Source organism: Saccharibacillus sp. JS10 (genome assembly GCF_024436065.1).
In the GTDB taxonomy this organism is placed as follows: Bacteria; Bacillota; Bacilli; order Paenibacillales; family Paenibacillaceae; genus Saccharibacillus.
This window is the reverse complement of record NZ_JANFNS010000002.1, coordinates 270,624-293,012: the sequence shown is the minus strand read 5'-3', so window position 1 is coordinate 293,012 and position 22,389 is coordinate 270,624. Positions and strand designations below refer to the sequence as shown.

17 protein-coding genes are annotated in these 22,389 nt (G+C 47.2%); 4 read left to right on the top strand and 13 right to left on the bottom strand.

Going from position 1 to position 22,389, the window contains the following annotated elements; translation table 11 throughout:
* Positions 1 to 269 precede the first annotated feature (269 nt).
* The 4 genes from xylF to NOM90_RS06740 are packed head-to-tail and all read right to left on the bottom strand — an operon-like array spanning position 270 to position 5,362.
* On the bottom strand, positions 270 to 1,394 hold the full coding sequence (gene xylF, locus NOM90_RS06755) for a D-xylose ABC transporter substrate-binding protein (protein ID WP_255940870.1): 1,125 nt from the start codon (positions 1,392 to 1,394) through the stop codon (positions 270 to 272).
* Positions 1,391 to 2,947, bottom strand: coding sequence for a response regulator (locus NOM90_RS06750; protein WP_255940868.1), 1,557 nt, complete (start codon positions 2,945 to 2,947; stop codon positions 1,391 to 1,393). Before NOM90_RS06750 ends, xylF begins: the two co-directional genes overlap by 4 nt.
* The gene (locus NOM90_RS06745) at positions 2,922 to 4,388 is read right to left on the bottom strand and encodes a sensor histidine kinase (RefSeq protein WP_255940866.1); all 1,467 of its coding nucleotides are present in this window, start codon (positions 4,386 to 4,388) and stop codon (positions 2,922 to 2,924) included. The genes NOM90_RS06750 and NOM90_RS06745 overlap by 26 nt, the downstream gene beginning before the upstream one ends.
* On the bottom strand, positions 4,385 to 5,362 hold the full coding sequence (locus tag NOM90_RS06740; RefSeq protein ID WP_255940865.1) for a sugar ABC transporter substrate-binding protein: 978 nt from the start codon (positions 5,360 to 5,362) through the stop codon (positions 4,385 to 4,387). Before NOM90_RS06740 ends, NOM90_RS06745 begins: the two co-directional genes overlap by 4 nt.
* Before the next feature lie 296 nt (positions 5,363 to 5,658).
* Between NOM90_RS06740 and NOM90_RS06735 the strand changes: the two genes are divergently transcribed.
* A complete protein-coding gene (locus NOM90_RS06735; RefSeq protein ID WP_255940864.1) occupies positions 5,659 to 6,396 on the top strand; it encodes a superoxide dismutase family protein in 738 nt (245 codons plus the stop codon).
* 69 nt (positions 6,397 to 6,465) lie between these two features.
* On the opposite strand, the gene NOM90_RS06730 is transcribed toward NOM90_RS06735, so the two are convergent.
* From NOM90_RS06730 to NOM90_RS06710, 5 genes are all read right to left on the bottom strand, one after another.
* Positions 6,466 to 7,989: an ABC transporter permease/substrate-binding protein gene (locus NOM90_RS06730; protein WP_255940863.1), complete on the bottom strand. Its 1,524-nt coding sequence runs from the start codon at positions 7,987 to 7,989 to the stop codon at positions 6,466 to 6,468.
* Complete coding sequence (locus NOM90_RS06725) at positions 7,990 to 8,970, bottom strand: ABC transporter ATP-binding protein (RefSeq protein ID WP_255940862.1); 981 nt, start codon at positions 8,968 to 8,970, stop codon at positions 7,990 to 7,992.
* A gap of 213 nt (positions 8,971 to 9,183) precedes the next feature.
* Positions 9,184 to 10,842 carry an alkaline phosphatase gene (locus NOM90_RS06720; RefSeq protein WP_370866578.1) on the bottom strand — a complete coding sequence of 553 codons (1,659 nt, stop codon included), beginning with the start codon at positions 10,840 to 10,842 and terminating at the stop codon, positions 9,184 to 9,186.
* 137 nt (positions 10,843 to 10,979) lie between these two features.
* Complete coding sequence (locus NOM90_RS06715; protein WP_255940861.1) at positions 10,980 to 14,474, bottom strand: DUF5704 domain-containing protein; 3,495 nt, start codon at positions 14,472 to 14,474, stop codon at positions 10,980 to 10,982.
* A complete protein-coding gene (locus tag NOM90_RS06710) occupies positions 14,471 to 15,697 on the bottom strand; it encodes an S-layer homology domain-containing protein (protein WP_255940860.1) in 1,227 nt (408 codons plus the stop codon). Before NOM90_RS06710 ends, NOM90_RS06715 begins: the two co-directional genes overlap by 4 nt.
* Before the next feature lie 395 nt (positions 15,698 to 16,092).
* Here NOM90_RS06710 and NOM90_RS06705 point away from each other — a divergent pair, with 395 nt between their 5' ends.
* From NOM90_RS06705 to NOM90_RS06695, 3 genes are read left to right on the top strand one after another with little or no spacing between them, the layout of a single operon-like run.
* Positions 16,093 to 16,737 carry an NAD(P)-dependent oxidoreductase gene (locus tag NOM90_RS06705; protein ID WP_255940859.1) on the top strand — a complete coding sequence of 215 codons (645 nt, stop codon included), beginning with the start codon at positions 16,093 to 16,095 and terminating at the stop codon, positions 16,735 to 16,737.
* 23 nt (positions 16,738 to 16,760) lie between these two features.
* The gene (locus NOM90_RS06700; protein WP_255940858.1) at positions 16,761 to 17,747 is read left to right on the top strand and encodes an exonuclease domain-containing protein; all 987 of its coding nucleotides are present in this window, start codon (positions 16,761 to 16,763) and stop codon (positions 17,745 to 17,747) included.
* Positions 17,734 to 17,985, top strand: a complete 252-nt coding sequence (locus NOM90_RS06695; RefSeq protein WP_255940857.1) for a hypothetical protein — start codon at positions 17,734 to 17,736, stop codon at positions 17,983 to 17,985. The genes NOM90_RS06700 and NOM90_RS06695 overlap by 14 nt, the downstream gene beginning before the upstream one ends.
* 84 nt (positions 17,986 to 18,069) lie before the next feature.
* Here the strand turns inward: NOM90_RS06695 and NOM90_RS06690 are convergent, their stop codons facing one another.
* The 4 genes from NOM90_RS06690 to NOM90_RS06675 all read right to left on the bottom strand — a co-directional run bounded on the left by NOM90_RS06690 (position 18,070) and on the right by NOM90_RS06675 (position 22,342).
* Complete coding sequence (locus tag NOM90_RS06690) at positions 18,070 to 18,702, bottom strand: P-loop nucleotide/nucleoside kinase family protein (RefSeq protein WP_255940856.1); 633 nt, start codon at positions 18,700 to 18,702, stop codon at positions 18,070 to 18,072.
* An 84-nt stretch (positions 18,703 to 18,786) separates the two neighbouring features.
* A complete protein-coding gene (locus NOM90_RS06685; protein ID WP_255940855.1) occupies positions 18,787 to 19,425 on the bottom strand; it encodes an RNA 2'-phosphotransferase in 639 nt (212 codons plus the stop codon).
* 116 nt (positions 19,426 to 19,541) lie between these two features.
* Entirely contained in the window at positions 19,542 to 20,768 is a 1,227-nt protein-coding gene (locus tag NOM90_RS06680) for an RtcB family protein (protein WP_255940854.1), read from the bottom strand.
* Positions 20,769 to 20,836: 68 nt separating this feature from the next.
* A complete protein-coding gene (locus NOM90_RS06675) occupies positions 20,837 to 22,342 on the bottom strand; it encodes a TROVE domain-containing protein (protein WP_255940853.1) in 1,506 nt (501 codons plus the stop codon).
* Positions 22,343 to 22,389: the final 47 nt, after the last annotated feature.

Below are 22,389 nucleotides of genomic sequence, written 5' to 3'. Positions count from 1 at the left end.
GAATGATCCCCTTTCGGTTTGTGTAAATGAATGTCTGCTTGATTTCTTCTGGCAAGATCAACTATAGCACCGCTTACAAAGACTGTAAGCGCTTATCATTAGCACTCTTTTGTTACCGTCTGTACTTTTTTAAGGCAAAACAGAAAGCGCTTGCAAAAATGTGCAGATGTCTTCGTTTCTTGGGGGAAATCTTAGCAAAAAGCCGCTACTCTTTAGCCGGAGCTTAAAGAGTAGCGGCTTTGATTGAAGTTTGAGTATGAAGATAAGATCTACGGGTTACTTGTTCCGTACACTTCTTCTCGCGTATGAAATCCGTCCGCGATCACCGTCTCGTCGATGTTCGAAGCGTTTACCCCAATCGGTTGAAGCAATACGGACGGGACTTCGATCTTGCCGTTGTTGACGCGACGAGTCGTCTGGGGATTTTCTCCTTTTGCCAACTTGATCGCAAGTTCTGCGGTCTGCTCGGCTAGGCGACCAATCGGCTTATAGACCGTCATGGTCTGCGTTCCTGCGACGATTCGCCGAATGGCGGCAAGATCGGCATCTTGACCGGCTACCGGAATTTCCCCTGCCAAACCTTGCTCTTGCAGCACTTCGATCACACTTCCCGCTGTGGCATCGTTCGCCGCGATCACGGCATCAATGCCTTTTTTCCCATTGGCTCTAAGCGCTTCTCGCATATTGCTCAGCGCGTAGACTTGTTTCCAATCTTTCGACCACTGATCGTACACGACGCGAATATCGCCGCGATCGATCGAAGATTGCAGCACGTCGAAAGCGCCTTTTTTAAACTGACGCGCATTGTTATCCGTATCGGCTCCTCCGATATAGACGTAATTGCCTTTCGGTACGAGCTTCATCATAGCCTGCGATTGCAGATGCCCGACTTCAAAGTTGTCAAAAGAAACATAGAGATCCACGTCCGCGTTCGTCACAAGACGATCGTAAGAGAGCACTTTGATCCCGGCTTTATGCGCTTTACTAACGATTGCTGCGCTTGCTTCGGCATTATGAGGTACGATCACGAGCACATCTACGCCTTGACTGATCATTGTCTCTGCTTGAGCAATCTGCCTAGCATCATCGCCATTTGCGGATTTAACGATCACCGTGGCACCTTGTTTTTCTGCTGCCGCTACGAACAAATCCCGGTCTTTTTTCCATCGTTCTTCAAGCAGCGTATCCATCGTAAAACCAATCACAATCGGTTTTTCGCTGCCCGAAATCACGGAAGGATCTGCTTCGTTGGGTTGATCGATGTTGGATTCCGAAGGTTGTGGCGTTTGAGAAGTTTCTTCGTTAGAACAAGCAGTTAGTCCCAAGGTCACAAGCAGCAGAATCCCCACAACTATCATTAAAAATCGAAACTTTTTGCGAGTAAAGTCACTCATTCTGAAGCACCCAACAACGCTTTGCGATATTCAGTCGGCGAGACTTCACACGTTTTTTTGAATACTTTACTGAAATAATTCGGATCATGATACCCTACTTCGAACGTAATTTCTTTCAAACTCCGCGTTGGGTCGCTCATGAGCTTTTTGGCTTTTTCGATCCGGCATTCCGTCAAAAAGTCGATATAATTGACGCCGACTTGCTCTTTGAATAATTTGCTGATGTAAAAAGGGCTAAGTTCGAACTTTTCTCCGATCGCTTCCAACGAAATATCTTGATGGGAATGTTCGGCAATATATTGTTTGATTCGGCGTACGGTATCCGGTTTGATTTTTTCCAAATGTTCGGCATACGCTTGCTTGATGCGGTCCAAAATAATACCGGTTTCGGCGCGGAGCTGACGATAATCTTGCGCTTGGAACGAAAATGTTGGCGTACCGATCTCGACGCCCATCTCCGCCAATACCCGAGAAGCGACCCATAGTCGTTCAGACACTCGTTGCTGAGCATGCAATCGGTCGACATCTTCACTTTCGCAAAGACGCAAAAAGTCCAAAGCTTCTGTACGAATCCCTTCCCAATCCCCGATACGGATTTGCTCGAAAAAATGTTGTTCCCAGCGCTTGTCCGGCAGATCGGCAAGCGAAGCGGAACCTGTAATCGCTCCTGACTCCGGCTTGTTCATATACAACCGATACCGCACAGCCTGCATCGGATCGGGCGTAGCGAGCATCGCTTCCCGGTACGATTGGCGCACTTGCGACAATGATTCGTAGACATTCCCTACGCCGATAAACCAACCGCTTTGCATCGCACCGCCGCCGACTTCGAGCAAAGCGCGAGCAAGTTCCGTCGCTTGAACGCGGAATGAACGTCCAGGATCACGAAACGCAATAATCGGAATTTGGCGACCGTACAGCGCTCCTACCCAACCTGCGGCTTCTCGTTTTACAAGATCCCGAATCGCAGCGTAAGCGCCTTCCGAACCTTCCGAGATCAAGACCGACAAAGCAAAAGTCTCGTTTTTCGCTTCGGCACCCAGCCACGACACCAGTTCATCGGAATGCACTTCATGAACATGGTCAAATAGCAGCTGCGTCACGATATCCGTCTCAATGACGGGCATTACTCGCTCCAGCGCGTTTTCACGCAACCGACTATGTTCACGCTTGCGCTTTTCTTCTTCGATTTGTTCCAATACTTTGCCGACTGTTTTTTTGATTTCCAGCGCTTTGCTTGGTTTGAGCAAATAATCTTTCACTCCAAGTTTGAGCGCGCGGCGAGCATAATCGAACGTATCGTAAGCCGTTACCATCACAATATGAATATCGGGGTACTTTTCGCTAATAATCTCCGTCGCTTCCAGCCCGTCCATGCCCGGCATTTTGATATCCATTAAAATCAGGTCAGGTGCAAAAGAGTCCGTCATCTCCAGCGCCATTTTGCCGTTTTTCGCTTGCTGAATTTCTAAATCCGGAAACCCTTTGCGCAAAATCGCTTCCAACCCTTCGCGACCGACCTGTTCATCATCCACGATCAATAGCTTTATCATAGGTGTCGCTTCTCCTTGTTTTCGGTAATTTGAGTAACACATGTACGCCTTGCCCGTCTTCGCTACATATTTCAATCACATCAGATACGCCATAAAATAATCGCAGTCGCCGGACGACATTGCCGAATCCGATTCCGGTCGAATGACCTTCCGGCTCGACTACACGTTCTTCGAGGATATCTTGGATCTTGTCAGGGTTCATGCCTGGCCCATTGTCTGCAATCTCGATATGGACATGGTCGTCAGCATCGGTAATTTTGACCGTAATCATACCGCCTTCTTCCAAAGGTTCGATCCCGTGAATAACCGCGTTCTCAATAATCGGTTGCAGCGTAAGACCCGGCATCTGCACGGCTAGGCAATGTTCGTCGATCTGCGTCACTAATTTGAGTCGTTCGGTAAAACGCGCGGATTGAATCTCCATATATTGCCGCACAACGCGCACTTCATCGTACAACGTCACAGGCCGATCCAACCGTTTGAGGTTGTATCTGAGCAGCCCCGCCACACTTACGAGCAGATCGCTCGTTTCTTCCGCGCCTTCCAGAAACGCTTTTTTCGATAACGTATCCAAAATATTGAACAGAAAATGCGGATTGATCTGACTTTGCAGACTGCGTAATTGGCTTTCTTTTAGCAATAGACGGCTTTGTTGCAATTCGCTTTCCAGACGTGCTTTTTCCCGGATTTCGACGATCAGATTGTTGATATTGACGCGCATCCGTTCGAATGTGGTCGCCAAAAACGAAATTTCATCCGATGAGTTCACGACAATCTGCCGCTCGAATCTGCCTTTTGCCAATTCTTGCGCGGCTTTCGTTAATTGTTGCACGGGGCGCGTAATGCTGAGCGAAAACCAATACGTAAAAAGCAGCAGCCCAAAAGTAATCGCAAGCAAAATCCAAATCCCGAGCTTTTTTAACTCTTCGGCTTGTTCGATAATGCTGCGATAAAATTGTTCGTACGTGTTGAGTTCGATATCGATCAATTGCAAGGTCATTTCCGAAATGTAGCGCGAAATCCGTGTCGCTTCGGCAAAAGCTTTCGACGATTCTTCGCTTTCGCGCTCGGATTTAAACATAATGGATCGATTCGTCGTTTCCATTAAGCTATCAATCAGATTCATATAACTTGTCAGCACAAAATCGTTTTTTTCGTTGCGCAGCGTTACGATTGAGCTTTTTGCCGCTTGCAGTCGTTGTTCGACGCGTCTTAAGCTGCTCAAATTCCCTTCGGTCGGGGTCAGCAAATAAATATTGAGCGCGTTAACGGTCTGACTGCTTTCGCTTGTGACTTCGTTCATCAGTAGATAGCGTTGCAGAATATCGTCGTATTGATCTTGCGTTTTCTGATTGTAATACGTAAGCGTGATCCAGATTGAAGCCATAATAAACATGACGATTGCGGCTAATGTCCAAATTTTTCGCTGGATTCCGATCATTGGACATCCTCCGGCGACAACATCCGAATTTGGGTCATATACCCTTGTGCGTTCAGAGGAACGGTTTCCCCTGTCAGCCAGCTGAGCATCATTTTCACACCGGTTTCGCCCATCTCGACTGGAGACTGCTGGATCATCCCATCAATCTTGCCTCTTCGCAGCAAAGCCAGAATATTCGGATTATCGTCAAACGAATAAATGTAATACGGCTCGACCTGCGAACGACGCTCAATCTCTTGCACCATGACAGGCGTTAGATTCGCATCGACCGATATAAACGCTTTCACTTCCGGAAAAACGTTCATTACATTTTGCGTGGCGGCCGAGATTTGTTCTTCTTCGTCTGAGCTGGTCACGTATTCAATCTGAATTCCGGGATGTTGGCTCAATACACTTTGGATACCTGAAATTCGCTGCTTTTGGTCATATTCTTTTCTTTCATCGCCCATTAAAACAACTTGCCCTTGATCGCCCATATCGCTAATTAGTCGCTGTCCGATCGTTTTCCCAGCTTCCCAAGCATCCGAACCCACATACGTTTTGCGCATACTTTCCGACATCGGCACATCGCTTGCAACGGTAATAATCGGAATGCCGTAAAAAGCTGCTTTTACCTTCGTTAAATTATCGAACGCATCTTGATCCATCCCTTGCACGATAATCCCGTCTACTTTGGAATCGATTGCAATCTCAAGCTGCTTCAAAAAATCTTCGCGATCTTCGCCATATGTGCCCCAAATCTCTAAGTTTGCGCCTGATTTTTGCGCTTCTGCTTTGGCTCCTTCACCGACTTCGTTCCAAAACGGCGTCCCGAGATCTTTGGTTACGAGCACTAATCGATACTCCTCGTCTTGCGTCGTCTGAAGCTGCGGAGGTTGCCAACTGGACTGCACAAAGCGTATTGCAGAGATCATTGTAAAAAATAGAAAAACGGCGCAGATCGAACCTAACGCCAAACTGATCGTTTTATGCAAAAAAGGTTCCTCTCCTTTATACCGATAATCAAATTATAACATTTTATTCCATTTTATTGGAAGTGATTTTGTTCGTTGCGGGCAATCTAGCGGTTCGTTTACTGTAGCAAATGACTCGAAATCTGGATAGATGGAAATCGAATTTTTTTACATTTTTGTTGATCTAAGCGTTTAACTGTTTCGTTTCGTCTTCTTCATTGAAGGGTAAGGTGCAACGAAGGATATTTCCATAATTATTTATTTGTGTAAGCGAATACAAGTTAGAGAAGCAGCAGATTGATGAGGAGGGGTTTACGATGAACAAAAAACCGATAAGTAAAAAACATGTCGTGGTGTCCTTTGTATGCGGTGCTGTATTATTTTCCGGTCTTTCCGCTGTCGCTGCCGATACATCCATATCCGCGATGGTCTCTAAAGCAACGTTTTTCGCTTTTGGAGAGCGGCAAGCCGCACCTTCCGTAACAGGAAGCAACGGTGCCAAGTCACCCGCAGCGCTCACGTATAACGGAACGACCTATGTACCCGTGCGTGCGATTGGCGATATGCTAGATGTTCCGGTGTATTGGGACGCGAGCAATAATTCCATTTCAACAGGCAGCGCGAAAACAATCGTTAAAAGTGCAGACGGAACCGTACACGGTAGTATCGACCTGATGGAAGAAAAAGGCGGCGTTCGCGTGAAAGTCAGTCTGATGAATCTTCCTCCGGGTCCTCACGGGATTCATGTGCATCAGATGCCGATCAAAAATAACGATTTCGCGACCGCGCTCGGTCACTTCAATCCGACCCGAGACGAGCACGGGCATCATAATCCAAAAGGAACGCATATCGGAGATTTCGAAAAAAATCTGATGGCGACTACTAAAGGCACAGCCGTACAAGAATTTTTCCTTGAAGGCGCGAACCTCAAGCCAGATAGCCCGATGTCTGTTGCCGGACGTTCGATCATTATCCACGCCGCTGCCGATGATCAGAAATCCGATCCAGCCGGAAATTCAGGCGATCGGATCGCCGGCGGCAATATTCCGAAGTAAGCTAGTCTTAAAAAGTAGTAGATAAAAAGAAAAAGACCGCCGATGATCGGCGGTCTTTTTGTCGTCTAATTATTCGGCTTTAAGCAATCCTTTTTCCTGCAAAAATTGTTGAGCCACTTCTTCCGCCGGGCGTCCTTCCGCGTTCACTTCATAATTCATTTTACGCATCTCATCATCCGTAATCTGACCGCCCAATACATTCAGCACATCAGCAAGTTCAGGATGTTCGTCGAGCGTTGTCTGCAACATCATCGGAGCGCCTTGATACGGCGGGAACAAGCCTTTATCGTCATCAAGCACCGTCAGATCGTATTGCGCCAATTCACTGTCCGTTGAATAGGCGTCGAGCAGATCGATATCGCCGCTCTCGATCGCTTGGTAACGCAGCTTCGGCTCCATCGTGAATACCGAATGGAACTTAATGCCGTACAATTCTTGAATCCCGAGGTAGCCGTCTTCACGATCCGAAAACTCTAACGTAAACCCGGCTTCGAGATTATTTTCAAGCGGCTTCAGTTCGGAAATTTTCGTGACTTCGTATTGATCGGCTAGGCGTTTGGACATCGCAATCGCATAAGTATTGTTGTACGCCATCGGCTCTAGCATCGCCATATTAAACTCACTTTTCATCCCGTCGCGGGCTTGATTATAGACTTCGGTCGCGTCGGTACTCACCGCTGTCGTTTTGAGGAATTCGCTGATCGCGGTTCCGGTAAACTCCGGATAAATATCGACATCGCCGTTTTGCAAAGCCGCGAATACGAACGAAGTCTTACCGAGACCCGGCTTCAATTCGACAGTCAAATCGGTATCCTGTTCAATTAATTCTTTATACATATTAATCAAAATTTCCGGTTCGGCGCCAAGCTTTCCCGCGATGACGATATCTGCTTTGTTCGCTTGCTCGATAATCGGAATAATCAGGAATGCCGCGATAATAACCGCAAATCCGCCCAATGCCGCAAGCGAACGCTTGAGCGACAACCGTTCCAAAAAGCGCAAAGCAAAATCGAAGATAATCGCAAGCAATGCAGCTGGAATCGCTCCGATCAAGATTAGATTCGTATCATTTCGATCGATCCCCAGCAAAATCAATTCACCCAGACCGCCGCCGCCGATCAAGGCTGCAAGTGTTGCCGTACCGATAATCAGGACTGTCGCTGTGCGAATACCCGCCATGATAACCGGCATCGCCAGCGGCAATTCGACTTTAAACAAACGCTTGCTTCGACTCATTCCCATTGCGTCTGCTGCTTCAATCAAAGACGCATCGACGCCTCGCACTCCGGTATATGTATTTCGCAAAATCGGTAGCAGTGCGTAAATGACAAGCGCGACTACCGCCGGAAAACGTCCAATCCCAAGCAGCGGAATCATCAGACCAAGTAGCGCCAATGAAGGAATCGTCTGTAATACCGCGGTTACGCCAATAATGCCTTCCGCGATACGCGGTTTTCTTGCCAGCCATAAACCAAGCGGTACGGCGATCAATGCCGCAATCAGCAAAGAAACAAACGATAACGCAATATGTTCACCGAGCGTGTTCCACAATTGATCTTGCCGCTGCGAAAGTACATCGAAAAAGGCGTTCATTTACTTTGCACCCCTTTCTTCAAGTTCGCGCGCGATTCGCTTCAATGTCTGTTCACGTTGCAGTAGTCCGAAAACCGTATCCCCGCGACGTACGAGCAATCTTTCTTCCGCAGCAAAATGTCGCAAAAGCTCGCCGACTTCGGTATCTGCACCGATCGTGACCGCCCCGTTATTAGACAACTGGTAATCCGATGCTAAAGGCTCTGCCAATTCTTCTGCGGTAAGCGAGGCACCGGGAGAAACAGTCTGCACAGATTCCACCGCATCGCCTAAAAAGCGTCGAACGAATTCGTTAGCCGGTTGTCGCACAATTTCGTCAGGTGTACCGATCTGTACGATTTCACCGTTGTTCATCAAACAGATTCGATCGCCTAGTTTCAAAGCTTCGCGCATATCATGCGTCACGAAAACGATCGTTTTGCGAATCGAGCGTTGAAGTTCGAGTAGATCGTTTTGCAATTTTTCGCGCGTGACCGGATCAAGTGCGCTAAACGGTTCGTCCATCAGCAAAATATCCGGATCTGCCGCCAAAGCTCGCACGACTCCGACGCGCTGCTGCTGACCGCCCGAAAGTTCAGACGGAATTTTGTCTCGGTACACTTCTGAATCCAGCCCGACCATACCAAGCAGATGATTAACCGACTTTTCCGTCTCGGCACGTGATTTTTTCATCAAATCCGGTACGACTGCGACATTTTCACCGACTGTCATATGAGGAAACAAAGCGATCTGTTGCAGGACATATCCAATGTTCCAACGCAATTCATTTAACTTGTAATCGTCGATCGGACGATCTTCGATCGAAATACGCCCACTGCTCGTTTCGATCAATCGATTGATCGTTTTGAGCACGGTTGTTTTGCCGCATCCGCTGGGACCGATCAATACAAAAAACTCGCCTTTTTTGATTTCGAAAGATAAGCCTTTTACAGCTGTTCTGCCGTCGTTGTACGTCTTGGTAACATTTTCGAATAAGATCATAGTTTTCTCCCATATGTAAGTCGTGGTTTCAATCCTTTGACTGTTCTTCTAATCAATACAATACCCGGTTTAGGATGCTTGGTAATCACCTTGAACGCAAAAACACGAAACTTCGTTAAATAAATAAAACTCGAAATAAAAAAAGCCCCGGAATCAAGATTCCGAGGCGGGATAATAGATAACCATTTTTTACAAGTACGTATATGATTTTGATCAAGGAAATAGGTCTACTGCATCTTGAGGAACGAAAAATTGTTTACCGTTATACACGATATTTCCGTTCAACTGTACGCTTTTTCCATTTAGACTCGCAATGCTTTTGAACATCGGTAAACGCAGGGTATTGCTACCTTTAGTCACGACGAGCACTGGATTTTTTACATCGCTATTATCTGTCTTGATTTGAGCGCCTTTCATTTTAAAAGCTTCTTCTGCGGATACAAACAATTGCTTGCTCACTGCATCCAGATCCAAACCAAGTGCAGAAGCCATTTCCCGGGCAATATCTGTATTTTCCAGCAAACCGCTTAATTTTTGTCCATTCGGTGCGTACGAGTACAATACAACATCGCCGCCTGTATGACCGCCAGAAGTCCAGCCGATATGCGCTCGCTCGCTGATCATGGGTCCAAGAACACTATTCAGCTTGCCTTTTTCCGCACGGCGAATACTTTCGACTTCTTTATTCGTCAAATTGTTAATGCCGTAATATTGCGCGACAACTTGTTTGATATTTGCATTTGTACGCGGCGTAATAAGTTTGGCTTCTACGCCTTCGGCTGTCAGTTTGGCTTTGAGCAAAGGTGCGGTGAAGGTACTGAGCGGCTCCGTGTCATACGTTCCTGTCGTCGCTCGGTCGCCGATCGAGATTCCGCCGTTGGCGTGATCCGTCACCGCGATGACCATCGTATTACCGTCCGCTTTTGCAAATTCCAACGCTTCGCCTACCGCTTTGTCAAACGCATTCACATCGCTGATGATCCCGATCGGATCGTTCGCGTGTGCTGCCCAGTCGACTTTACTTCCTTCAACCATCAGGAAAAATCCTTTTTCGTTACGATCCAATACATCAATCGCTTTCGACGTCATTTCTGCCAAGCTCGGTTGCTTTTTGGGATCGCGATCCATATCGTAACTCATCGCGCCCTCCGCGAACATTCCCCATAATTTGTCGGAAGCAGAAGCTTTCATTTCGGCAGGGTTACGCACGATATCATAACCGAGATTTTGGATTATGCTTTGTAGATTTTCGCCGTCTTTACGTTCTTTGGCTGTAAAATATTTAGCTCCGCCTCCAAGCACGACATCGATACCTGCGTACACTTGCTGTTTGCTGAGCGCATCGTAATTGCCGCGATCCGGGTAATGTGCGCTGAATGCCGCCGGAGTCGCGTGCATAATTTCGGAAGTCGCAATAATCCCCGTTGATTTACCAGACAGTCTTGCCGCTTCCAAAATATTCGCTACCGGCTTTTTCTGATCGCTTTCGGCGATTTTTTGGAGTCCCGGCATCGTATTTTGATCCGGCAACACGCCAACATAGCCGGTATGCGATTTATGCCCTGTTGCAAAAGCCGTACCCGCCGGAGCCGAATCCGCGATTGCCGCATCTGCCGAGTATGTACGTACCAGACCGCTTGCCATCTCGTCCATTGCCAAAGGTTTGCCGCCGTTATACCAACGGGTTAGCGTCGTTCCGTCCATTCCCATACCGTCAGGGATCAAAATGATCACATTTTGCGCTTCAATCTTCGGTTGTTCTGCTGCAAATGATGACTGAACGCCTACCCCAAGCAACATCACTGTTGAAAGAACCCCTGCCATTAAAGCTTTCGTTTTGCTTTTTCCACGTACAGATCGAACGTTAAGCATCTACATTCACTCCCTCTGCGTGATTACTGAACCTTCACCAGTGTAGGGATCTAGCATTCGAACAAGATTAAAATTAACGTTTGTTTATGTAAAAAAGCCCCCTTTGGAATAAAGGGAGCTTCGATCTTAATGAGACTCTAACGATTCACTTGAGCTTCGAAATCATTTTTGTAGGATTTGTCTGCGTTGTAGAAAACAAGATCTCCGTCTCGAAGCGTAAAGTGATGTTTCCACGAATCTTGAACCGTTCGCTTAAATCCTTCTAGCGTCCATTGGTTCATAAGCGGTGCATTCATGTATTGCAAATGCGGTTCTTTTAAATTGCCGTTTTGAATACTTTCGATATTGAAGTTCAAGATGATGTACCCGTCGCGCAAAAAGATCGGAGAACGCCGCGTTAAGCCGCCATGCGTGCGTCCGTATTCGGCAATATTCGTTCCTTTTGCCACAACGTAAGGATCGCCCGGCAAGCTGTATTGTCCATACCATTTTTGCACCGCTGCATTGACTCTCGGGTAATCGACGGTGTTCGGAATGTCCGTCTTGGGTCCGATTAAGGTGCGGACTTGCTCGGGAAGGAGTAGCAGGTCAAAACCACCCACTGGCGTTCGTAGCTTAGTGAACCGATTGATATAATCGCGGATAAACACGTCTCTACTAATTCCATTCATTTCGGCGAACGAATAGTAGTGATTGTATTTGTACCTTGCGGTATCGTTCAGTTCTTCCTCGGGTACGTTGCGCAGTCGATCGTTCAGGATCACAAAACGTTCTTGCGTATCTTCGGGTGAGCCGACTTGGATAAAGCTACGATGATCGTCGTTGTAGTACAGGTCGACCGGCGTTTTCATTTGCCCATCGCGACTCACGAAGGTGAAGCTTGGCGTGATTCGAATGCCGTCGGTTTTGCCAAACATATTGCCTTTCGTTTTGAGATCGAACTTGATAGGGTAGCCGGTTTTGACGGTGATATTTTTGTAGCCCGGCAGTGGGTGACTCCCGGGTAAGATCGGCAACGTAAACGGGGCTTTGTTGCCACGTGTCGCGCCGTCTATATTTTGCAGACCGCTCCAATACGTGTTGCCTGTATGCTCGGCGCTTCCTTCTTCTTTGCGAAACGCAAGTTCCCAATTGTAGTCCGCGATATCCGTGATATGAAAATCATATAGTCGACCAATGACTTCAACGTTTACCGTATCGGATGCGACGTGATTGTTCAGATCCAAGTTTGCATCTTGCTGGGCTAGCTCTACATCCGGGGCATTTTCGGCGATATTTCTAAATTCGACCGTATAATCGCCTTCATCGACCCAGACAGGCAAGAAGAACGGCATTTCCAGTTGAGGAACCGGCACGTCGATCCACGTATTTTTTTCGTAGAATGTCGATCGATCGCCGCTGTAGACGTCGAACGGGAATCGGACTTGCTTGCTTCGGAAATATTTCGCGTAATCTCGGTTGCCGTACCCCGGGTAATTGGTGTGCTGCCCACTTGTTGGAATCTGCACACGGAAGGGACGATCCAAGATAAACGCCATTCGGCTAAAGTTAGGCTTGGTCTTCTGGTTATGCGCTTGATCGTCCGAAGCCGAAGAATAATTGACGACCGGCGTATGTACCGTGACGGGCTGAAGACCGCCGATCGGGTACGTGCTGCCATCGTCGGCATTGATATTTTGTTCCAATGCGACGTACTCAATTTCTCCGCTGCTGCTTGCGCTTTGGCGATTCATCTTGGTATTCGGAATCTGATTGTCTTTGCTGTATAGCACATGGTTGCCAATCACTTGGGACGTTGGAATTTGCTTCGGTTCCGGCGCTTTTTCTTCGGCTGTTTTGCCGTCGATAATGGTTTGGCTGTTGAACGTCAACGTATCGTTTTGCACTTTGACTTTGCCGATTTTATCTTCTGCGACTTGCTTCATTTCGCCTGAATCCGGAGGGAGCGAAGGCTTCGTTTTCGCATTGGAATCTGGATTCGACCACGGATCGGCTTGAAGCTTTTCTGGATTCGGTTCCGGTTCGTAATGACCGTCCGTAACGGTACTCACTTTCGGAATTTTGTAATCGGCAGGCAGAATTTCGATCTGCTCATTTTCAAAGGCATAATTGTTCAAAATCGCTTTGTCGATCGCATAGACACCGAGTGAATCGATCACCCAATAAGAGAATTTTCGTTCAACCGTGACTTCGTGCTGTTTGGTTTCTGTTTCGGATTGAGGGTCAGGTTCTTCGTGTTCGACCCCTTTGTCATCGACGACCGTTTTTTTAGGATCCCATTTTAATTCGTAAGAACGTTCGACGGTCAGTTTGTACGTACACGTACCGATTTTTTCTTGGAATTTATCTTGATATAGATAATGTTGTGCCAGAACGTTTACGTATAAGCTTTCTGACGTCGGAATTCCTTGCAAGACGTCAAAAGATTCATTTCCTCGTTGATCGGCTTTGATCACTCCGGTAGCGGAAGGCGTCATTTGTGATCCTGTGATCGTTCGACCGTCGGTGATGGTGCATTCCATGCCGGGTTCTGTAGGTATTGTTGGGGTTGGACCGTCTTCTGTGTATACCCGGTAGGAATCTGGGTACTGGTAGCTGTAGGAGTAGACGGTGTAGTTGTAAGCTGCGTAATAAAAGATCATGGCTTGTGTATTGTTACTGCTACTGTTGTAACGTCCACCAATTTCACCTTTTTTATCGGCTCCTGGTACGATTTCGTATTTGTAACCCCGATCTCCATGTTGTTGTACAAATTGAATAACTGCATAGGTTAGATCGCGAGTATCTGATTTAGATGGATCTGGCTTACCATTGGAATCTAAATACTGACCGTAAACAAAAGACAACATTCGTGTGCTCTTTTCCGTGCTCCCAGCTAAACCATTAGTCTCATCTTTCGTCTCAGTATCATATACAACCCGTACTCGATCTTTATCCGGCTTTGAAGGATTGAGCTTTGTAATTATGCTGGATCGGTTATCAATCGCATATTCTGGAAACTCAAAATCTGTCTTAAACGTGTCAGAATAAAATGGTTTATCCCGTTTGTATTTGATCGTCAGCTTAACCGCTCGACCTGGAAATTCATCGTATTTTTTTCCTTTAATCGTCTCAACACCTGCTGGTGGATCGGGATAAGCTTGTCCGTCTACCGATCCATGAAAAAATTCCCAGCTACCTGTTTTCCCCGCCCACCATGAACGCCCTGCAAAGTCTGTGTTTTTAGTATTTCCTATATCCCATAGTGCATCGCGTTGCCAAGCAAACCAAGAACCATTCCCTTCATTTTCGGCAGAACCTACTTTGATGGGTTTTCCAGAAAATTCGACTGCTCGTTGAAATTTTTGACTATTAACCGGTACGGTCTTTATGACTTCTCCATTTTGATAAAAGACGATTTTCGATATTTTTTTACCTTCGCCAGCATCTTCACGAAGTTGTGCCGTTGTAGCTTCTGGGTTTCGACTAAACTTGAACTTTTCGTACTTTTTAACATCTGGACTCCACATTCGTTCAGTCGAGTTGTACGAAACTGGTTTTAAAGGCGGCTCAGAAGCTGCTTCCATTCCAGACAAAGAAACGATGCTGCTGAAAAGCAGCATCGCGCTTAATAGAGCTATTCGTTTTCTCATTGACTTTTACTTCCCTTGATACTAAAGATTGTATTGTTTGAATAAAAAGCTTGGCTTCCAGCAGGAGTATTTATAGAAAACTTAAGACCGTAATCATTTGTCCAACCTTTTTTCGGTAGAATTTGTGCCGGGAAATCATTCCATTCATTCAAGTAAATTTTAGCTACATTATTCAGTACATTTTCGTCAAAAAATGCGTCTCGATCACTTTCAAACCCTGTAGCATAAGCAGTCAAGTCATCAGCAAAATGATCAGGATCATTATTAAATATTGTATGTTTTTTAAAATAAATCACATAACTTTTGTTCCAATTTTTAACTTCCGTTAACTTTAGCTGTATGTTCGGATTGTTATTAAACCACTTCAACTTCGAAACCGCTGGCAACAACTTCAAATTCGGATCATTCGGATCTTCCAGATCAATCGCAATAACCGCATCCAACTTTGCTTTATATTTCCCGTTCTTCGACGTGATCGTCATCAATTCTTCTTTCCACAACTCTTCCGCTGATTCATCCGGCTTCATCGCGTACTTTCCTGAATTCGTACGCCATACCTCCGGCATCACCGTAAAAATATTCGTCCCATGCCAAACAATCTCAGCCGCTCCCACCGCATACTTATCGACCGCAAGCTTTTTACCCGCATTTGCCGACAAGATACGTTCAATCAATACTACGGCTTGCGCCCGGCTGCTATCTTCGTACAGTCCAAGCTGACCTTTGCCCACACCCGTAATCAGCCCTTTTTTTGTCGCCAGATACATCCATTTATCGCTTTCGCTACTTTTCTCGCCAATCGCGCGCGCCGCAATCCGCGCCATTTCTTGACGATTGATCTTCTTGCTCCATGATGCTTCATTATTCGCAAAGTCAGCCGTCGTATACAGCCCGGCTTTTGTTGCTGACGCCACATAAGGAACGTACCATTTCCCCGATCCGCTCTCCACTTCCAATCCCAGCGCCGACACGACCATTTTTAAATACTCCGACCGCGTTACGCTCGCATCCGGTTTGAACGTCCCATTGGTATATCCGGTCACGTATCCTTTTGCCACCCCGGCTGCGATACTGCTCGATGCCCAATGACTCGACTTCACATCCGAAAATTTCACGCTTGCCGCTTGAGCCGTCGAAGCCAAAGAACCTCCCCCTGAAGTTCCTCCTACGATTACCGCTACAAGTAACGCACTCACCAACCATTTGTTCCATTTTCGATTCATTTTCTTTTCCCCCTTAACCTGTTAAGCATCTCTGGATAGAAAAACCAACCTTGCGGCATATTTCCTTCTTTCTCTATTGTCGCTTGGTTGCCTGAATTAGAAAAGACCCATTTTTTGTTTTCAAAGAGCATTCCAGTAAAAAACTCAACTTAACCACGCAAAAAAGCGGACGGATCTCCCCTTTGTTTAGGAAAGAATACGTCCGCGTGCTTCGCGAATAGATATGAATATCTTTTAAAATAATTGATATGTAGTTAAAAAGCAAGCATTTCGTTACTCTCTTCCAAAGTTGAAACCGCCGCGCCAGAATCGCATAATAGGAAAGAGACTCTTTTTTTGTGAGCATCATGAGTCTGATTATAGAAAGTAAAGGATCGATATAGATGGAGGGTTACATGAATCAATCCAAGCTTATTGCCGTGATCGGGGGAACCGGTAGCGTAGGCCGTTATGTCGTGAGTTACGCTTTGCAAAAAGGTTACCAGGTGCGCATGTTGGCACGCAGCGTGCGAAGTATGCAATTGCCACCGGAAATGGCGGCCCAGCTTTCAATCGTGGAAGGCGATGCACTGCGATTCGACTCGCTCCGCGATCTGATGCAAGGATGTTCGGCAGTCATCAATACATTCGGACGTCCCCCGCAAGAAGAACCTTTATATAGCAAAGTCACCCGGCAAGTCCTCGAAGAAATGGAACGCGCGGATATCAAACGTTATATTGGCGTCACCGGATTGTCTTTGAAGTTACAAGGCGATCATAAGTCAATCGGCGGCCGCGTGATGTCCCGGATGCTCCGCTCGCTGCATCCTCAATTTGCCCAAGATCGCTTGGAAGAACTCAAAGTGCTTCAAGCCAGCGCAATCGAATGGACATTGGTACGTCTTCCCGTCGTCAAAGAAGGTCAAGGCGGCTGTAGCATCAAAGCCAATCTAGATAAAATGCCAGGCAATCGTATCTATAATGGAGACGTCGCACGTTTTTTAGTGAATCAGATCGAGGAAGATGAATATATCCACCGCTGTCCGTTTATCGGCAGTTAACGATAGAAGAAAGGAGTGAAGTTATGGATTTTGTCGCGATCGATTTCGAGACCGCCAATTCCAAACGTACAAGCGTCTGTGCGGTAGGGCTAGTTGATGTACGCGGCGGTAAAATCGTGGACGAATATTATACCTTAGTCAATCCGTATGACGACTTCGATTATTTTTGTATCGCAGTGCACGGCATTACGCCGGATCAAGTGGAAAATGCGCCGTCTTTTGCCGATATTTGGAGTGAAATGCAGCGCCGTATTGAAGGTCGTGTACTTGTGGCGCACAATGCGTCTTTCGATATGAGTGTACTGAGAAGTAGCGCGGAGCAGCACGGGCTGGAACTTCCGCATATTCAATATATGTGTTCCTTTTTGCTTTCTCGAAAAATCTGGCCTACGATGCCGAATCATAAGTTAAACACCGTTGCCAAACAATTGGGACTTAGCGATTTCAAGCATCACGATGCGATTGAAGATGCGCGGACTTCGGCGAAAATCATGCTGCGCTGCTCCCAAGAAGCGGATATTCAAGGATGCGACTCACTTTCCGATCATTACGGCTACCGCATCGGTCAAATTTTTCAAAGCGGCGATCATGTGACGTTTGCTTCAGCAGCGACGAAAAAAAAGAAAACGATCCGCTCCCAACAGCCGGCTGTACTTCTACCTAATCGCGATGCCGATCCGAACCATCCCCTTTACGGAAAAAAGATCGTATTCAGCGGAAGGCTCAGCAGCATCAAGCGTACAGAAGCGGAGCGTCAAGCCACCGATCTAGGCGCTTTATGCGGCAATGCCGTAGACTGGAAAACAGATTATTTATTCGTAGGACGAAGTGATTATGCCAAGTACCAATCCGGCAGCTTTTCCAGCAGCAAAATAACTTTAGCGGAAAAACTAGCAGCCGGAGGCAGCCGTATTCAGATTTTGGGCGAAGATCAATTGATGAGCTATCTTGAAAAAATTGAATCTGCCGTTAAGCAGACGTCGAAGGAGCGCCGCGATGGATCGTCGTAAACTTCAAGTTCGGTTACAGCAAAAAATGTTTTTCGACGTTGTATTCGTGATTTTGGCGATTGTCGCTATTTTTTACTTCGATTTATTCACACCACTTGGGATCTTACTCCCTTTGCTCTTAGCGGCACTGCGTACCTATACCTTTATCATGAACGTCAGACGCTTCCGGCGCTTATCTAGCGAAATTCAGCAAGATCAGCCGAAAAGCCGCTTATATAATCAGGAAAAAGAAGATTAATACTACGCAAAAACCCTCAACTCTACGACGCAACCTAAGAGCTGAGGGTTTTTCGATATACTGTTATTTAAAAAAAGTTCGCAATCAAGCTTCACCGAGTTGTACAGGAATTTCGCTTTCTTTTGATTCCTGATCGCCATAGATAAAATGCTCGACGCTGATGATATTTTCTTCCAACGTCCCTTGCGAATTATCGAAATACAATACCGAACGATCCGGTAATTGCCATTGTACTTCGGTACGCTGCATACGCAGTAAAAACTCTTCCCAGTTCGCCAGCTTCCAATCATCGGCTTTATGCCCGCGTTCTTGGATACGCTTTTTGTACTGAGTCATATCTTCCAGATAAACGTAAATCACTTTCACTTCAACATCTTCTACCGTCGCACCGATCTTCGCCAGTTCTTCATGGATCCAATTCGGATTACGGATTTCACTGGTGAAAGGTCCAACGACAAAAACATCTGAACCCAATTCCAGGTTTTCCAAAGCCGAATCCATCGTCAAGCGATAACCCAAGTCTCGGCAAAGTAATTTGTAAGCCGCGGAATCACGGTCGTGCGGGTCATGACCCATCAGTTCCATAATCTTTTCGCTCGCCGGACGCGATGCTGTATCCATATCCAAAAAAACCGGATGTTCTTTGATCGTAATGCCTTTGGCGATGGTTGTTTTGCCACTGCCGGCTCCCCCTACGAAAAATACCAGTTTACGCATAACTTATTTCATCCCCTTCATATTACCTTTACTCTCCTTTATTTTAACATAGAAAGGTCTGGAAGGACTTCGGTTTTTCGAAAACTATGTCTGATCATACTGTTCATCCAGCGACAATACATGGGATGGAACACGCTCGGCTAACCATACACCGCTCCCTGCATCGTAAAAAGTTACACCGGCTTCCATCGCCGCAACCGAGTCAATATGCAGCATCATCAGCTTGCCTTTGCGCCGACCCGCCAGCGCGGCAAAAGAAGTCTCAGCCGATAAATGCACATACTCTCTTCCCATCGGCAATAACCCGTGTTCTTGGATCGAAGATAGCGCATGACGCGCCGTGCCGTGATACAACACTTTTGGAGGAATACCTTGCGGATACGTCACTTTCGCGAAGCTATGCCCATAACGCGCACGAATCCGTGTATCGGTTCTTTTTTCACCCTCATATCCCTCTTGCTGTTGCGGTTCGATCAATTCATAACGCTGCTTGTCCGAACGTCGCACGATACCTCTAATGTCTTCTTCCGTTGTTTCTTCGTATCCGGTTCGTCCTCGAATAGCTTTCAATACTTCGTTTAATGAACACGACCCATCTTGCGGATCAAGTTTCAACCCGAAATCTTCGGGAGCGTGCCGCAACATTTTGGACATTAATCGGCTTACCTTTTTATCTTGTTCGGCGCGATCGCCGTTTGCATGAGTATTCGATTGATTTTTCATCCTATCGCCTGCTTTCTACGGATTCACTCCTTGATCGGAATAACCTCTTTCTTTCCCCTTTTATTAAACGCAAAAACAGCTCCGGCCGTTTCGCCAAAGCTGTTTCTTTATACCGGTTAATCTTTGTACGGATCATGTTCGTTGGCGCCCGCCATCGCGACACCGATCGGTTTTAACACATGCAAGACGTCAATCGTGTTCGAATGAGCATCCAATACTTCTTGCAGCTGTCGATATACGAATGGGCTTTCGTCGGTTCCCGCTCCTCTTAACTCCACATCGAACTGCTTCACCGCGTTCATCATACGTTCTTCGGAAATTTCGCCGCCGATCCGTATCCGCTTTTTCCAGTTCATTTTGCCTGCGGCTTGCGTTCGGCTCATAATACGCCCTGCTCCGTGTACGGTACTGTAAAAAGATTCTTCGTTTTCGGCTGTGTCTTTTCCGCGTACGATAACCGAAATATCTGCCATGCTTCCGCCGATAAATCCGAGCTGCCCCGGCGCCGAAGGCGTCGCTCCTTTGCGCACGACGATACATTCTTTTCCGCCATGCTGTTCTTTCCACGCAAAGTTATGATGGTTGTGTACTTCAAAGTCACTTGTCGCGCCTAAAATACTTAATACTTGGTCGATGACATAATCACGCCCTGCATACGCATAACGTCCGGCAAGCTTCATCGCCCGGTAATACAGATCCCCCAGTTCGCTGTCCAGATCCAGCAACACCGGCGGTTGATCCATACTTTCACCAGGTGCTTTGGCAAGAAAATCGCGTCCTGCCGCCAAATTCAGAAATCCGCTTGCCGTTTTGTGTCCAAAACCGCGACTTCCGAAATGGTTCCCGATCCATACTTTTCCTGTCGATTGTTCTTCGAAAATATCGACGTAATGGTTGCCGCTACCGACCGTGCCCAATTGCTGACGAGCCAGCTTTTTCAATGTATCGTGTACTTTGGGATGTATGTGGCGAAATACCGACCAATCCGGATCATCGAACATGTCGTGATCGACCGGCTGTTGATTCACTCGTCCGACGCCAAACTCCACGTTTCGCGCAATCTCGTTCATGATCTTCTGAATCTGTGGTTTTACGTCGTCAATCGACAAGTTCGTCCGAACCGCTTTGTTTCCGCAAGCAATATCGTATCCTACGCCGCTTGGCGAAATTTGTCTGTCATAGGCAATCACGCCGCCGATCGGCTGGCTGTATCCTTTATGATGATCCGCCATTAGCAGAGCTTGCACCACATTCCCGTGCTCCGAACAAGTCTGTGCTTGTTTCCATGCACTTTCGTCCACTTTGCCCCATACGCGTACATCTCCGACTGTTGCATAACTCATAGCTATCCATCCCTTTCTTGATCTAAAAGCGGCGTTTGCTTCTTGCGCGCATCCACCGCCATCATCGCTTATTGTTCATTACCCATGCGTTCCAAATCGATCTTCGTCACGCGTTCGCTCATTGGTCCGAATCCTCGCGCAGCTGCCGAAATATAAGGCAACACTTGATCGCTCCAACCGTACACGTAATAGGTATTCTCGTCTTCTACCGGAACCATCGAACCGCGATACGGAGCCAGATCGACGATAAATGCCTGCGCGTTACGATTGATTTTACGACGATAATTGCGAAGCTCTCGATAAAAAGGGCTGCCCTGATTTTGCTGCTCGTCCGTGATCATAATGATTTGGTCGACGTTCTCGCGCAGTTCGGTCAGATAACGTACCGGCAGACCGGTATCGGTTCCGCCTCTGGCTTTGATTCGCGCTGCTTGACCCATGATGCTCGCCGTCTTCGACGGCTTAGGATCGTGTACTTGGTTGTCGAACAGCAGGAATACGGAATTGCCCGCCGTTTTCTTATGCAGCGCCAGCGCGAACACGGAACCGGTACGTAGATATTCGCCTTCCATCGAACCGGAGATATCGAGCAGAATCGCTGTGCGACCCGGCAATTCCGGCAGACTAGCAAATGTCAGCTCGACCGCTTCTGCCAATGCTTCTTTCAGAGCGGCGCGCTTCACCTGATCGTATGCCGTTGCGAAACGCATCGGCAAAATCTTGCTTTTGCGCAGCGCTTCGGCGTCTGTCAGACGTTCGATTACATAACGCAGATGCTGTGGTTTTTCAAACAACCCTTCGCGTTCGAACGTGTTTAGATGGCGCAGTAGCGCAAACATCGGCATCTGGTAAAGTAGCGCTTCCCAGATTTTTTTGTCTGTCGCGATCGCGCCCGTAACCGCTTCGTAAGGCAATTTGCCTTCGCGGATCAGACGGATTTTTTCTTTGTCTTTGCTCGCTTTTTTAAGCTGCTCGATAGCGGCAATCTGCGGCAGCTGCGCAAGGCTTGTCTCATGACCGCGCAGATAGCGGAATAATGCCTGCTGACGCTCGTCGACCGGAACCGGATGCGCTGTAGCGACAGCGTCGCCCAGATTGTATCCGCGTCCTCGTCCGCCGTATTTGATCGCCCAATATTCGGTCGTTCCGCGCAAGAAGTTCGCAACTTGCCGCTTAACGGCGCGACCGCCTTGTCCACGACCTTGGCTTTTGAGAATCGTCAGAAAATCGGCAAGATCGGACGGGATCAACACCACTTTCGCGAAAACTTTAGCGAATAAGTCGGGGCGGGCTTTCGATAATACCGCCAGACCGTAGATCGGCTGCAAGCGCATAAACCCTTGCTTACGAGCGAACACTAGCGCCCGCGCCATAAATTCCGGGTTCAGCTCGGCGATCATCTCATGGGTTTCCGCCGCCTGAGCAAGCAGCTCGTTCGCATTGGCATAGAATGTACGACCCAAAGTGTTGGTGAGCAACATCTGAAGATATTCTTCTTCGACGCTGCGCCGGTTGGCGCGGTATCCTTCTTGGTTGTGCATGGTGGGGATGAAACGTTGAACGGCTCGGCTCATATCGGCGGCCTCCTTTTTTATATGTAAATGAATGTCTGAATCGCATC

Coding starts and splice junctions, on each gene's coding strand:
- NOM90_RS06685 (WP_255940855.1), bottom strand. CDS start 19,425: ATGAAAAATCAATCGAATACTCATGCAAACGGCGATCGCGCCGAACAA.
- NOM90_RS06720 (WP_370866578.1), bottom strand. CDS start 10,842: ATGCTTAACGTTCGATCTGTACGTGGAAAAAGCAAAACGAAAGCTTTA.
- NOM90_RS06745 (WP_255940866.1), bottom strand. CDS start 4,388: ATGATCGGAATCCAGCGAAAAATTTGGACATTAGCCGCAATCGTCATG.
- NOM90_RS06695 (WP_255940857.1), top strand. CDS start 17,734: ATGGATCGTCGTAAACTTCAAGTTCGGTTACAGCAAAAAATGTTTTTC.
- xylF (WP_255940870.1), bottom strand. CDS start 1,394: ATGAGTGACTTTACTCGCAAAAAGTTTCGATTTTTAATGATAGTTGTG.
- NOM90_RS06680 (WP_255940854.1), bottom strand. CDS start 20,768: ATGAGTTATGCAACAGTCGGAGATGTACGCGTATGGGGCAAAGTGGAC.
- NOM90_RS06705 (WP_255940859.1), top strand. CDS start 16,093: ATGAATCAATCCAAGCTTATTGCCGTGATCGGGGGAACCGGTAGCGTA.
- NOM90_RS06750 (WP_255940868.1), bottom strand. CDS start 2,947: ATGATAAAGCTATTGATCGTGGATGATGAACAGGTCGGTCGCGAAGGG.
- NOM90_RS06690 (WP_255940856.1), bottom strand. CDS start 18,702: ATGCGTAAACTGGTATTTTTCGTAGGGGGAGCCGGCAGTGGCAAAACA.
- NOM90_RS06730 (WP_255940863.1), bottom strand. CDS start 7,989: ATGAACGCCTTTTTCGATGTACTTTCGCAGCGGCAAGATCAATTGTGG.
- NOM90_RS06675 (WP_255940853.1), bottom strand. CDS start 22,342: ATGAGCCGAGCCGTTCAACGTTTCATCCCCACCATGCACAACCAAGAA.
- NOM90_RS06710 (WP_255940860.1), bottom strand. CDS start 15,697: ATGAATCGAAAATGGAACAAATGGTTGGTGAGTGCGTTACTTGTAGCG.
- NOM90_RS06735 (WP_255940864.1), top strand. CDS start 5,659: ATGAACAAAAAACCGATAAGTAAAAAACATGTCGTGGTGTCCTTTGTA.
- NOM90_RS06725 (WP_255940862.1), bottom strand. CDS start 8,970: ATGATCTTATTCGAAAATGTTACCAAGACGTACAACGACGGCAGAACA.
- NOM90_RS06715 (WP_255940861.1), bottom strand. CDS start 14,474: ATGAGAAAACGAATAGCTCTATTAAGCGCGATGCTGCTTTTCAGCAGC.
- NOM90_RS06700 (WP_255940858.1), top strand. CDS start 16,761: ATGGATTTTGTCGCGATCGATTTCGAGACCGCCAATTCCAAACGTACA.